Below are 11,633 nucleotides of genomic sequence, written 5' to 3'. Positions count from 1 at the left end.
GGACCCCGCCGTGACCCCCGCCAACTCCGCCCGGTCCGACTCCGGCGCGTCCCCTTACGCTGACCCCGCCGCGCCTTCCACCTCAGCCGCGCCTTCCACCTCCGTCTTCCCTTCCTCCGCCGACGAGACCGTCGTCCTGCCGGTCGCCGATGACGAGGCGGCGCCGGACGGCCTCGCTGCCGAGCTCGCCAAGGCCGCACCTCGGCGCTGGCACAACAGGGCGACCCTCCCGCTGGTCGGGTTGGTGCTGGTGGCGGGCGGTTTCCTCGGTGGCGCGCTGACCGAGCGGCAGACCGGAACGAGCCAGCAGACCACCGGACGCAACTTCCCGGCGGGCGGTTTCGGGGCCGGCGGCGGGGCCAACGGCGGCGGTTTCGGCCAGCGGAGCGGCACCACCGGTGGCAACGCGCCCGGCGGGGCCGAGGGCGCCCCCGGCACGACCGGCGGGGCCGACGGCGGGAACGCGACGGGCGGGGCCGGTGTCACGACGGGCGGGGCCGGTGTCACGACGGGCGGAGCCGGTGCCACGACCGGCACGGTCAAGCTCGTGCAGGGCAGCACGATCTACGTCGAGACCGCGGACGGCACGGTCGTCACCGTGAAGACGGGTAAGGACACCTCCGTCCGTACCTCAGCACCCGCCAAGCTCAGCGACATCAAAGCCGGCGCCAGAATCACCGTGCAGGGCACCGCCGCAGGCGAGGACGCGGTCACCGCGACCAGCGTGACGAAGCAGTAAGGCCGCCCACCGGGAAAGAACGTTCTTTCTCTTTGTTACCTCTGCCACTTTCCTGACCGATCGGTCAGAGCCTGTCCGATCGGTCAGGCACCATGGTGCGCATGGCTCGCGTCAGCACGCGCGACGAGATCCTCCGGGTCGCGGGTGACCAGTTCGCCCGCGTCGGCTTCAAGGGGACGTCGCTTCAGGACATCGCCGTCGAGGTGGGCTGCTCCAAGGCCGCCCTGCTCTACCACTTCGCCGGCAAGGAGCAGATCCTGCTCGCCCTGGTGGCCACCGCCGAGCACGCGCTGACCGGCCTGCTCGCCGACCTCGGTGACCTGGACCCCGCCGCCGCGCAGGCGCTCGCCATCGAGCGCTTCGTCGACCTCGTGCTGGAGTTCCGGCGCGAGGCCGCCCTGGTCTACGAGGTCGTGCCGCAGTTCCACAGCGAGCCGGCCTTCTGCAGCGTCCTGGCTCAGGCCGACGAGTTGTGCGCCGCCATCACCGCCCGCTCCGACGACCCGGCGGAGATCATCGCCGCCCAGACCGTCCTGCACGGAGTCGTCAACGTGGCCATCGACGACAAATGGGACGCCGCCCAGCTGCGTCCCGCACTTCTGCGCGTCGCACGACGTGCGCTGATCACCCCTCACCACGACAAGGATTGAGATGGCAACCCTTCTCTACCGGCTCGGCCGGGCCTCGTTCCGCCGCCGCAAGGCGGTCGGCGTCCTGTGGCTGGTGCTGCTGGCCGCCGTGGGCACCGCGGCGCTGACGTTGCGCGGCGAGACCGGCAACAACTTCACCATGCCGGGCACCGAGTCGCAGCGCGCCATCGACGCGCTCCAGCACGAGTTCCCCGAGGCCAGCGGCGCCACCGGCGTGATCGTGGTGTCCGCGCCCGCGGGCCGGACACTGCAGGATCCGACGGTCGCCAACCAGGTCGTCGGGCTGGTCAAGGAGGCCGGCGCTCTGCCCGGCGTGCTCGCCGCGGTGGACCCGTACCAGGCCAAGGCGTTCTCGCCGGACATGCGCACCGCGCTGATCAACGTGCAGTTCAAGGAACGCGCGGACCAGATCACCGAGGACGAGAAGGACGCGTTCCTGACCAGTGGCGTCGCCGCCGAGCAGGCCGGCTTCCAGGTGGAGCACGGCGGCGAGATCCTCGGCGCCCCGCCGGAGGTCGGCGGCACCGAGGCGATCGGCGTGGTGATCGCCCTGATCGTCCTGCTGGTCACGCTGGGCTCGCTGGTGGCGGCCGGGATGACCATGCTGAACGCGCTGATCGGCGTCGGTGCGGGCATGGCCGGGCTGTTCGCGCTGAGCGGCGTCATCGAGCTGACCAGCACCGCGCCGGTGCTGGCCCTGATGCTCGGCCTGGCGGTCGGCATCGACTACTCGCTGTTCATCACGTCCCGCCACCGGCAGAACCTGGTCGAAGGGCTGGAGCCGGAGGAGGCCGCCGGTCGTGCGGTCGGCACCGCCGGGTCGGCAGTGCTCTTCGCCGGTGTCACGGTGATCATCGCGCTGGCCGGGCTGTCCGTGGTCAACATCCCGTTCCTCACGGTCATGGGTCTGGCCGCCGCCGGGACGGTCGCGGTCGCCGTGCTGGTGGCCCTCACGCTGCTGCCGGCCCTGCTGGGCTTCGCGGGTCTGCGCATCCTGCCCCGCAAGCTGCGCGGCGCCGGCCGGCACGAGGCGTCCGCGGTCGCCGCGGCCACCAAGGAGGGTTTCGGCTTCCGATGGGCGCGAATGGTCATCAAGCTGCGCGTACCCGTGATCATCGTGGGAATCCTCGGCCTGGGCGCGCTGACGCTGCCGGCACCCGACATGCGCCTCGCGCTGCCCGCACCCGGGTCGAGCGCGGAGGGCTCCCCCGCGCGGCTGGCCGCCGACGTGATCACCGAGCGTTTCGGGCCGGGCTTCAACGGCCGGCTCGCGCTGATCGTGTCGAGCGACTCGCCGGAGACCACCGCCGCGGCCGCCGGCCAGGTCACGACCGCCCTGCGGGGTACGCCGAACCTGCTGCTGGTCACGCCGCCGAACCCCAGCGGTGACAAGAAGACCATGCTGCTCGGCCTGATCCCCAAGGACGGGCCCACCTCGAAGAGCACCGAGAACCTGGTTCATGAGGTACGCGAGCGCACGCACAACCTCGGCGGCGCGGACGTGTCACTGACCGGCCAGACCGCGATCGGCATCGACGTGTCCGAGAAGCTGTCCGACGCGATGCCGATCTACCTGCTGCTCGTGGTCGGCCTGTCGGTGCTGCTGCTGATGCTGGTCTTCCGGTCGATCCTGGTGCCGGTCAAGGCCGCGCTGGGCTTCCTGCTCACCGTCGGCGCCACGTTCGGCATCACGGTGTTCATCTTCCAGCAGGGCCACCTCGCCGACCTGGTCGGACTGGAGAGCCCCGGGCCGCTGGTCAGCTTCCTGCCGATACTGCTGATCGGCATCCTGTTCGGGCTGGCGATGGACTACGAGGTCTTCCTGGTGTCGCGGATGCGCGAGGACTTCGTGCACGGCGAGACCCCGTACCACGCGGTGGTCAGCGGCACCGGCCACGGCGCCCGCGTGGTGACCGCGGCGGCGCTGATCATGACCAGCGTCTTCGCCGGCTTCGTGCTGATCGAGGACCCGATCATCAAGTCGATGGGCTTCGCCCTGGCCATCGGCGTGGCCATCGACGCGTTCATCGTCCGGATGACCATCGTGCCGGCGGTGATGTCGCTGCTCGGCCGGGGCGCCTGGTGGATCCCGCGCTGGCTCGACAAGGTCCTGCCGGACGTCGACATCGAGGGCGAGAAGCTGCGCAAGCAGATCGACGCCCCGCCGCCTGCCTCCTCCACCGCCGACCCGGAGCCCGTCCGGGTCTGAGAGTGAACGGCCGCTGGACGCCGCTCCGGCGCCCAGCGGCTACGCCAAGCTGCCGGCCACCGCGGTCAGGGCCGCGATCGACTCCTGTTCCAGTGCGTCGTCCTCCTCGACCGGCCACGCGCTCGTCTTCACGATCACCACCGACGCCGCCGGGTCCACGAACAGGTACTGCCCGTGCACCCCGATGCCGCTGAACCGGCCGCCGGGGAAGGTCCACCACTGGTTCGAGTACCCGGGCGCCTCGGACGGCGCCGGTGCGAGAAGGCCGCCGCCCTCCGCCATCACCTGCCCGACCCGGGCCAGGTCACGCGCGGTCGCGTTGAGGCCACCGGCGCTGATCGCGGTCCGCGGCTTCGACCGGCTCAGCCCGTAGAAGGCGTCCGTCACGGCGCCGATCGGCTGCCACAACCGCTCCGACGCGTACGCCGCGAGCGGCACCCCGGTCGCCGCCTCCAGCACCCAGCCGAGCACCTGCGCGTCGAACGTCGAGTAGTTGAACCGTTCCCCCGGCTCGCACCCGCGCGGCACCGACCGCACGATCTCCGCGACGTCGCCGCCGCTGAGCACCGCGCGTTCGAAGCGGCGGATCGCCGAGTCCGGGCCCCAGGTCTCCTCCTCGCCGGCGCCGCTGCGCATGTCGAGCAGGTCGGCGATCGTCACCCCGTCGTAGGCGGTGCCCAGGAAGTCGGGCCGGTATTCGGTCACCTTGTCGGCCACGCTCCCGATCGCCCCGTCCGCGAGCGCGATGCCCACCAGCATGGACGTCACCGATTTGGAGACGGAGAAGAGCTGCATCCGGGTACGCGGCACCGCGAACACGCCCCGGTACTGCTCGTGCACGATCCGCCCCTGGTGCAGCACCACGAACGCGGTGGTGAACGTGCGCTGGTGCAGATCCTCGATGCTGTGCTCCCACTCGCCGAACTCGTAGGTCACGTCCAGCGGCCTCGGCTGGGCGGGCAGCGGGTTCCCGGCCCGGCCACGGGCGACCCGGGCGGTCGGGAGCAGCCAGTTCATGTGGGTGAACGTCCACTCGTTCAGCGGACGCCGCATGACACGGTCGGTCTGCCGTTCCCACCAGGACGGCGGGCGGTGGGCAGCGGCGGACGGCTCAGTGGTGGTGATGGTCATCTCGGTCCCCGGTTCCTGCTCGGGGGCGCGCCCGATTCTGTGACCAAGTACGCTGCGACACCCACGACCGGTTCTTGCAGGATTGCCAACGGTGAGAGATGCCCTGCGGATACGCGACTTCCGGCTGCTGTGGCTGGCCCGTTCGGTCAGCCGGCTCGGCACCTGGTTGCTGGTCGTCGCCGCCGACGTGCCGCGGGCCGTCGCCGTGGCCCTCCTGCTCCTGGTCCGCGACCCTCAGGACCTTTGGCTGGTGTACGCAGCCCTGTTCGCCGAGAACGTCGGCGCCGTCGTCTTCCGCCCCGCCGCGCGAGCGCACACGCCCGCGTCGGTGGGGACGGGCCGCGCATCCGCGAGGGCCTGGAGTTCACTGCAGGTTCTTCGTCACCTTGCCGCCGGTCTCCCCGGCCGGAGGTGAGACGCCGCGGCGCTCCACTCTCGGGACAGGACTCCCATGTGCACCAGGTCGTGCCAGGCGCCGCCGCGGAAGACGGCCTCGCGGGCGCGGCCCTCCTCGACGAAGCCGGCCCTCAGGTACGTGGCGATGCCTCGCTCGTTGGAGCCGATCACGGTCAGCTGGACGCGGTGCAGGCCGAGCTCGGTGAAGCCGTAGCGCAGCATCAGCCGGGTCGCCTCGGTGCCGTGGCCCTGGCCCTGGTGCGGCGGGCCGATCATGATCGCGAAGGTCGCCGTCCGGTTGTGCGCGTCGGCGCCGTACAGGGCCGTGTGCCCCAGCACCGTGCCCTGCTCGCGGTCGGTGACGACCAGGCCGGCGTCGGTGCCCTGGTTGCGGCTCCAGCCTCGGTACAGCTCGGCGACCTCGGCCGCCGGGCGGGGGTGCATCACGGCCGACGTCTGTGTCACGAGCACCTCGGGGTCCTGCCACCAGGCGACGAGGTCCCGGAGGTCGTCGTCGCGCAGTTCGCGCAGCCTCAGGCGTTCGCTCGTCAAGGACACCCGGTCACGATACGGCAGAGTGGGTGGGTGAGTGATGAACGTGGTGACCGGCGACCGCCCAGCATCAACAGCGGTGAGAGGGAGACGCTTGCCGCCTTCCTGGACTATCTGCGCGAGGCGGTGATCGCGAAGGCGCTGGGCGTGGACGGCGCCCGCCGGCCGGGTGCCGGCTCGGGCATCAGCCTGCTGTGGCTGGTGAAGCATCTGACCGCGGTGGAGTACAACTGGTTCGCGTGGTCCTACGCGGCCGAGGACCGGCCGCTCGAGGACGACGAGGCGGCGGTCACCGACGACGACACCCCGGCCGACCTGGTCGCCGCCTATCGGGCGGCCGCGGCGCACTCCAACGGGATCGTCGCGCGGGTCGCGGATCTGAGCCGGCCGGGCGCGCGGACGCTGCGTGAGACCGAGCCGCCGTCGATGCGCTGGGTGCTCGTGCATCTGATCGAGGAGACCGCCCGGCACGCCGGCCACGCCGACATCCTGCGGGAACAGCTCGACGGCGCGGTCGGCCGGTGACTCAGCGGGTGATGCCGTACCGGCGCTGGATGAGGCGTTCCGCGGTGGTGCGGGGGATGAGGCGGCGCAACGCGAAGACCAGCGGGGCGCCGCTGCCGACCGCGTACAGCGGTTTCGGGCGGTCCGCCTCGATCGCGCGGATGATCGTCTCGACGACCTTGCCGACCGGGGTGCCGCCGCGCTCGTTGCTGTCCAGATAGGACAGTACGGCCGCGAAGTCCTTGCCGTGCGACGAGTTCTCGGCGACGAAGTTGGTGCGGCGCGCGCTGATGCCGGTGCGGATCGAGCCGGGCTCGACCGTCGTCAGCCACACGCCGAACGGGGTCAGCTCGTAGCGGGCCGCGGTCGCGAAGCCCCGGAGCGCGGCCTTCGCGGCGACGTACGACGACCGGTAGGCGATCGGGAACGACGCCACCATCGAGCCGACCATCACGATCCGCCCGTAGCCGCGCTCCCGCATACCCGGCAGCGCGAGCTGGGCGAGCCGCACCGCACCGAACACGTTCGTCTGGAAGAGCCGGCGCACCGCGTACCCGGGGAGGTCCTCGAACGGCCCCGACTGGCTCTCCCCGGCGTTGTTGACCAGCACGTCCACGCCGCGCAGCGTGTCGCCGAGCGCCTCGATCGACGCGTCGTCGTTGAGGTCCAGCCGGACGAACTCGACGCCGTCCATCTGCTGCGCCCGGGAGGGATCGCGGCTGGTCCCGATCACCCGGTAGCCCCGTTTCGCGAGGGCCGCCGCGGTCGCCTGACCGATGCCCGACGAAGCTCCCGTGACCAACGCCGTTCGACTCATCAGCGCAGCATAGGGTGATCGCCATGATGTGTCCCTGCGGGCTCGGGCTGCCGTACGCGGAATGTTGCGGCCCGGCACACGACGGCGCCGCGCCGCCCACCGCCGAGGCCCTGATGAGGTCGCGGTATTCGGCGTTCGCGCTGGACCGCGGCGACTACCTGCTCACTTCCTGGCACCCGCGGACCCGTCCCGCCGCGATCGGGAAGGACCCGGACACCGAGTGGACCGGCCTGACCGTGCTCACGGCGCGTGGCGGCATGTTCGACACCGAGGGTGAGGTGGAGTTCGTCGCCCGTTACTCCACCGCCGGCCGCCGCGGCCGCCTCCACGAGCGCAGCCGCTTCACCCGCCACGAGGAGCGGTGGGTCTATTGGGGACCGCTTCACAACCCTTGACGGGTACGCGCGACTCGCTTCCCCAACCGCAACACCCCATCCTCGTGGCACACCGCGGCCTCCGCGCCGCGTAGGGCCGTGAACGCGGGTCTCGCGCTGGTGGTGGGTTCAGACCAGGGCAGCCGCCGCGGCCCAGGCTTCATGACGCTGAACCTGTCGCCGCTCAGACCCGCGTCACCCGCTCGTCCTCGAGGAAGTCCCCTCGAACATCCGGGCGATGCTAGTCCCGCCAGGCCTTCAGGCGGTCGGCGGCCTTGCGGGCCAGATGCGTGGTGTCGGCGCGGTCGGCGGAGCCGGACTCCCAGCCGGTGTCGTTGAGGAAGGCCACCGAGTCGCCGACGCGGATCGCGGCGAAGTAGACGCGGTGCAGCGAGCCGTCGCCGACCGGGACGCCCTCGTCGGTCATGGCCGGGTTGTTCCGTTCGATCAGCAGCGAATCGTCGCCGACGCCGATCTCGCCCAGCGACACGTTCCGCTCGTCGCCCTCCTCGCCGGGGCAGTCGCCGACCGCGGCGCGCAGGCCGTCCATGAACTTCTCGGCGCCGTCGCCCCGGAAGACGATCACGTCCTCGTAGAGCGCCGACTTCGGCGTCGAGTCGGCGGGCGAGCCGGCGGACTTGTAGAACATCACCTGGGTGGCCCGGATGCCGGTCGCGGACCGCTGCTCGTAGGACCTGCCGCAGAAGCCGGGCAGATCATGGTCGCCGGCACCCTGACGCTCGGGTGTGCTGCCCTCGCCGGGGGCGTCCGCGGCCCGGACGAAGGCGCGGGCCGGAATCGAATCCGGGATGTCGGGCGCCTCCGGGGGCGCCGGGGTGGACGGGCTGCTCTTGCCGGGCACCACCGGGACGGCGCTCTTCGGGGACTTCGACGGACTCGGCGACGGCGGCGCAGGGCTGACCGGCCCCGGAGTGACGGCGGGCACCGTGGGCGAGGGGTCCGGGCCGGCCACCAACCGGGCGCCGACGCTGACGCCGGTGACCAGGACGGCGACGGCGGCCGCACCGGCCAGGGCGACGGTCAGCCGCTGCCGGTCCCCTTCGCGGCGGATGCTCTGCGGCGGGGCCAGGCCGGCCCGGTCGGCGTCCGACGACAGGGCAGCGAAGGCACGCTCCAGCTCAGTCGACATCGTTCGCCTCCAGAAGGGTCTTGCCGGCGTACGGGCCGGACGGGTTCAGAATGGCGGCGAGTTCGAGCCGCCCACGGCGCAGCCACGAGGTGACCGTGCCGATCGGCGATCCGGTCTCGGCGGCGATGTCGGTCGTCGACATGTCGTACAGGTAGTGCAGGACGATCGCCTGCCGCAGGTGCATGGGCAGTTTGCGCAGCGCGGTGGCGAGCAGCACCGAGGTCTCGCCCGGTGGCGCGGCCACTTCGGGTGGACCGGTCCGGATCAGCGCCGCCCGCCACCGACCCAGTGCGCGCCACCGGTCGGTGGCCAGCCGGTTGACGGTCAGCCGCACCCACGCCTCGGGCGCCGGATGCCCGGCCACGCTGCGCCAATGCCGCCACGCCCGGGCGTAGGCCTCCTGCACCACGTCCTGCGCGTCACCGAGATCCCCGGTCATCGCGTAGCCGTAGCGCACCATCCGGGCGGACGTCGCCCGATAGAACTCGTCGAAGGCGCCACTGTCCCGCATCCCCGCTCCCCCAAGCCCCAGTGGTAGGCAGGGGCGGCATCCGGTGCTCGGATGCCGCTCCCCTCTACCACTCTGGCTAACGCCGGCACGCGACGAAATGCTGCAACGACTTTGCCGGCGCAGGCCACGGGGCGCGGGGCGCAGGCGCGGGGCGCAGGCGCGGGGCGCGGGGCGCAGGCGCGGGCGCGGGCGGCGACAGGAGCAGAGGCGAGGGGCGCGCAACGCCGGCGCAACACGGGCGCAATGAGAGAACGAACGTTCTTTCTGCAGGGAAAGGACATTCGTTCTGCCGCCACGGCCGGAAGTCAGGCGGGCGGCTGGTCGCCGCGGATGCGGGCGTGCAGGTGCATGTCGTGGCGGCCGTCGGCGTGGATGCCGGCGCTGCGCTGGGTTCCTTCGAGCGCGAAGCCGGCCTTGACCGCGACCCGGCAGGACGCGTCGTTGCGGGTCGAGTGATCCAGATAGAGCCGGTGGAACCCGGCCTCGAACGCCCAGTCGCCGAGCCCGATCAGCGCACGGGACGCCACACCGGCGCCACGGGCGGCCGGCAGCACCCAGTACGCGCAGGCGGCAAGACCGTCGGCGAAGTCCCACCGGCCCAGGGCGATGCGCCCCAGCACGGCGTCGTCCGGGCCTGTCACGGCCCAGTGGCCGGCCCGCTCGTGGGTCCAGTCGTCGCGGTACCGCGCGAACCAGTCGTGCACGTCCTGCTCGGTGGACGGCCGGTTCGTGTGCCAGCGCCGGATCGCGGCGTCCTGGTAGGCGCCGAGGAAGGTGGCCGCGTCGGCCGGATCCCACGGCCGCAGGACCAGGTCTCCGGGGGCGGGGAGCGTCGGTTGCGAGGTTGCGGAGAGGGTGCCGGCGGCAATGGCCGGCGGCGTCGACAGGTAGGACGTCACCGGTCCCAGGCTAGGGCGTCACAGGCACCGGCCAGGACGTCAGCGGCTCAGGCCGGGACCTCGGAGAGCTCAGGCCAGCACGTCGGAGAGCTCAGGGCCGGGACGTCAGGGGGCCCCTGGGCTAGGAGAGGATCAGGCGCAGGGAGCGATGGACGTGCACCGTCCAGACCGCGACGAGCTCGCGGGCCACGGTCAGGCGCGTCGGCGGCTGGTCCTCGACTCGCCACGTGCTGATCACCGTCATGCCGACCAGCATGGCCGCGCCGGGGCTGTGACACGGTCACGGCCCCGGCGCAGGACGGTTGCATCACCTCACGGTGACTGTGGCGTTCAGGTTGTTGAGGCCGGTCGCCGCGTCCCAGGTGCCCTGGTTGGCGAGGCGGATCGAGTACTCCGGCCGGGCGGCCAGGAGCGGGTCGGGCAGTTCGAGGAACAGCTGGTACTGGCCGGTGGCCAGGTTCGACGGGACGGTCACGGACTGGTTGATGGAGGCGGTGGCGCCGGCCGCCCAGGTGCGCGGGTCGGCCGAGAGCGCCAGCCGGGTCAGCGCCCCGCTGGACGTGTTGCGCAACACCAGCCGCACGTTGCGCGGGTTGTACGGTGCCGCGTACCCGTCATTGCGCACCCCGATGGTCACCGGCAGCGACCCACCGCGGGTCGCCGACGACGGGTAGGTGCCGCTGGTCAGCGCGAACCGGTAGCCCAGCTTGCGGGTGACGTCCGCGATGCAGGGACTCCAGCCGGCGAGGACGTCCCGGTTGTAGTCGGTGTTCAGGTACGACCAGTGGAACCCGGCCAGCTCGGACGTCGCCGTCGGGCACTGGGAGCGCGGCGGGTTGACCACGCACGTCTCGCCGCCCATCGGCACCCGCAGCGTGTCCTGCTGGAGGTAGGGGTACTCGACCGACGGGTTCTCGTACGTGCCGAAGTCGTCGGGGCTGGCCAGGAAGCAGTCGTTGTGGTGCCCGATGCGCGGCACCGTGGTCGACGTGCCGTACATCGTGCGCTTGAACTTGGGCGTGCGCAGCTGGATGGCCCGCGACGTGGGGACGACGCTCAGCAGCTTGTCGGTGACCGCCTTCCGGTCCCGCCAGTTCTGCTCGTTGATCACGCCCTCGTCACCGTAGTTGCGGGTGTCCCACCACTCGCCCCAGGTGCCGATCAGCCCGGCCTGCACGACCGAGATCACGTCGGCGTTGTTCCGCAGGTAGGGCGCCAGCTGGTCGAGATGCGACGACACCTGCGCGGGGGTCGCGTCGACGTCGTCGGAGTCGGTGTACGCGAACCGCAGCACGACCTTGAGCCCGGCCCGGCGGACGGTGTCCAGTTGTGACTGCAGATGGGCGAGCGCCGACGCGGAGATCGGCGACGTCTTGAACTCCCGCAGGTAGAAGATGCACATCACCAGCGAGATGCTCTGCGAGGTCCGGTAGGTCCGGAGCGTCGCCTCGTCGAAGGTGGACGCGTTGCATTCGCCGGTGTGGTGGTAGAAGCCGCGCTCCGGATTGGCGAACGTTTCCGAAGAGCCTGGATAGGTGACGGTGGAGCATAACGACGATCCGGTGAGCAGGGACGCTAGCCTCAGTCTTTCGCTTGGCCGTCGGCCCATAGCTATGATTCGATGAATGCGATTCGCGTGCTTTTAGCTGTTCTGTAGGCATGGTGAGGGCCCGGCGCTCGGCCGGGTTCCTCCGTGTTGCT

The 11,633-nt window shown here is 71.5% G+C and carries 14 protein-coding genes; 6 read left to right on the top strand and 8 right to left on the bottom strand.

The window, feature by feature from the left end:
- The first annotated feature begins 10 nt into the window (after nucleotides 1-10).
- From QSK31_RS45475 to QSK31_RS45465, 3 genes are all read left to right on the top strand, one after another.
- Nucleotides 11-739 carry a hypothetical protein gene (locus QSK31_RS45475; protein WP_285691351.1) on the top strand — a complete coding sequence of 243 codons (729 nt, stop codon included), beginning with the start codon at nucleotides 11-13 and terminating at the stop codon, nucleotides 737-739.
- A gap of 101 nt (nucleotides 740-840) precedes the next feature.
- Nucleotides 841-1,389 carry a TetR/AcrR family transcriptional regulator gene (locus QSK31_RS45470; protein ID WP_285691350.1) on the top strand — a complete coding sequence of 183 codons (549 nt, stop codon included), beginning with the start codon at nucleotides 841-843 and terminating at the stop codon, nucleotides 1,387-1,389.
- 1 nt (nucleotide 1,390) lies between these two features.
- Nucleotides 1,391-3,598, top strand: a complete 2,208-nt coding sequence (locus QSK31_RS45465; RefSeq protein ID WP_285691349.1) for an MMPL family transporter — start codon at nucleotides 1,391-1,393, stop codon at nucleotides 3,596-3,598.
- Between the two features lie 39 nt (nucleotides 3,599-3,637).
- Here QSK31_RS45465 and QSK31_RS45460 read toward each other — a convergent pair whose 3' ends face one another.
- On the bottom strand, nucleotides 3,638-4,729 hold the full coding sequence (locus QSK31_RS45460) for a serine hydrolase domain-containing protein (RefSeq protein ID WP_285691348.1): 1,092 nt from the start codon (nucleotides 4,727-4,729) through the stop codon (nucleotides 3,638-3,640).
- 91 nt (nucleotides 4,730-4,820) lie between these two features.
- On the opposite strand from QSK31_RS45460, the gene QSK31_RS45455 reads away from it, so the two are divergent.
- Nucleotides 4,821-5,144: a hypothetical protein gene (locus tag QSK31_RS45455; protein ID WP_285691347.1), complete on the top strand. Its 324-nt coding sequence runs from the start codon at nucleotides 4,821-4,823 to the stop codon at nucleotides 5,142-5,144.
- Here QSK31_RS45455 and QSK31_RS45450 read toward each other — a convergent pair.
- A complete protein-coding gene (locus tag QSK31_RS45450) occupies nucleotides 5,111-5,683 on the bottom strand; it encodes a GNAT family N-acetyltransferase (RefSeq protein ID WP_285691346.1) in 573 nt (190 codons plus the stop codon). The genes QSK31_RS45455 and QSK31_RS45450 overlap by 34 nt on opposite strands.
- Before the next feature lie 27 nt (nucleotides 5,684-5,710).
- Here QSK31_RS45450 and QSK31_RS45445 point away from each other — a divergent pair, with 27 nt between their 5' ends.
- Nucleotides 5,711-6,202 (top strand): DinB family protein, encoded by a 492-nt coding sequence (locus QSK31_RS45445; protein WP_285691345.1) that lies wholly within the window; start codon nucleotides 5,711-5,713, stop codon nucleotides 6,200-6,202.
- Nucleotide 6,203: 1 nt separating this feature from the next.
- Here QSK31_RS45445 and QSK31_RS45440 read toward each other — a convergent pair whose 3' ends face one another.
- On the bottom strand, nucleotides 6,204-6,998 hold the full coding sequence (locus QSK31_RS45440; protein WP_285691344.1) for an SDR family oxidoreductase: 795 nt from the start codon (nucleotides 6,996-6,998) through the stop codon (nucleotides 6,204-6,206).
- 23 nt (nucleotides 6,999-7,021) lie between these two features.
- Between QSK31_RS45440 and QSK31_RS45435 the strand changes: the two genes are divergently transcribed.
- Nucleotides 7,022-7,393, top strand: coding sequence for a YchJ family protein (locus QSK31_RS45435; protein ID WP_285691343.1), 372 nt, complete (start codon nucleotides 7,022-7,024; stop codon nucleotides 7,391-7,393).
- Between the two features lie 220 nt (nucleotides 7,394-7,613).
- On the opposite strand, the gene QSK31_RS45430 is transcribed toward QSK31_RS45435, so the two are convergent.
- The 5 genes from QSK31_RS45430 to QSK31_RS45410 form a co-directional block, all read right to left on the bottom strand.
- Complete coding sequence (locus QSK31_RS45430) at nucleotides 7,614-8,522, bottom strand: hypothetical protein (protein ID WP_285691342.1); 909 nt, start codon at nucleotides 8,520-8,522, stop codon at nucleotides 7,614-7,616.
- Nucleotides 8,512-9,033, bottom strand: a complete 522-nt coding sequence (locus QSK31_RS45425; RefSeq protein WP_285691341.1) for an RNA polymerase sigma factor — start codon at nucleotides 9,031-9,033, stop codon at nucleotides 8,512-8,514. Before QSK31_RS45425 ends, QSK31_RS45430 begins: the two co-directional genes overlap by 11 nt.
- Nucleotides 9,034-9,338: 305 nt before the next feature.
- Complete coding sequence (locus QSK31_RS45420; RefSeq protein WP_285691339.1) at nucleotides 9,339-9,932, bottom strand: GNAT family N-acetyltransferase; 594 nt, start codon at nucleotides 9,930-9,932, stop codon at nucleotides 9,339-9,341.
- A 121-nt stretch (nucleotides 9,933-10,053) separates the two neighbouring features.
- A complete protein-coding gene (locus QSK31_RS45415) occupies nucleotides 10,054-10,176 on the bottom strand; it encodes a hypothetical protein (protein ID WP_285691338.1) in 123 nt (40 codons plus the stop codon).
- Nucleotides 10,177-10,239: 63 nt separating this feature from the next.
- On the bottom strand, nucleotides 10,240-11,541 hold the full coding sequence (locus QSK31_RS45410) for a DUF4832 domain-containing protein (protein ID WP_285691337.1): 1,302 nt from the start codon (nucleotides 11,539-11,541) through the stop codon (nucleotides 10,240-10,242).
- Nucleotides 11,542-11,633: the final 92 nt, after the last annotated feature.

The sequence above is a fragment of the Actinoplanes sp. NBRC 103695 genome, assembly GCF_030269485.1.
In the GTDB taxonomy this organism is placed as follows: domain Bacteria; phylum Actinomycetota; class Actinomycetes; order Mycobacteriales; family Micromonosporaceae; genus Actinoplanes.
This window is presented reverse-complemented; position numbering and strand designations above follow the sequence as displayed.

Bases quoted from the DNA above. Each gene is read 5' to 3' on its own strand.
- QSK31_RS45470 (WP_285691350.1), top strand. From the start codon at position 841: ATGGCTCGCGTCAGCACGCGCGACGAGATCCTCCGGGTCGCGGGTGAC.
- QSK31_RS45465 (WP_285691349.1), top strand. From the start codon at position 1,391: ATGGCAACCCTTCTCTACCGGCTCGGCCGGGCCTCGTTCCGCCGCCGC.
- QSK31_RS45460 (WP_285691348.1), bottom strand. From the start codon at position 4,729: ATGACCATCACCACCACTGAGCCGTCCGCCGCTGCCCACCGCCCGCCG.
- QSK31_RS45440 (WP_285691344.1), bottom strand. From the start codon at position 6,998: ATGAGTCGAACGGCGTTGGTCACGGGAGCTTCGTCGGGCATCGGTCAG.
- QSK31_RS45435 (WP_285691343.1), top strand. From the start codon at position 7,022: ATGATGTGTCCCTGCGGGCTCGGGCTGCCGTACGCGGAATGTTGCGGC.
- QSK31_RS45430 (WP_285691342.1), bottom strand. From the start codon at position 8,522: ATGTCGACTGAGCTGGAGCGTGCCTTCGCTGCCCTGTCGTCGGACGCC.
- QSK31_RS45425 (WP_285691341.1), bottom strand. From the start codon at position 9,033: ATGCGGGACAGTGGCGCCTTCGACGAGTTCTATCGGGCGACGTCCGCC.
- QSK31_RS45415 (WP_285691338.1), bottom strand. From the start codon at position 10,176: ATGACGGTGATCAGCACGTGGCGAGTCGAGGACCAGCCGCCGACGCGC.
- QSK31_RS45410 (WP_285691337.1), bottom strand. From the start codon at position 11,541: ATGGGCCGACGGCCAAGCGAAAGACTGAGGCTAGCGTCCCTGCTCACC.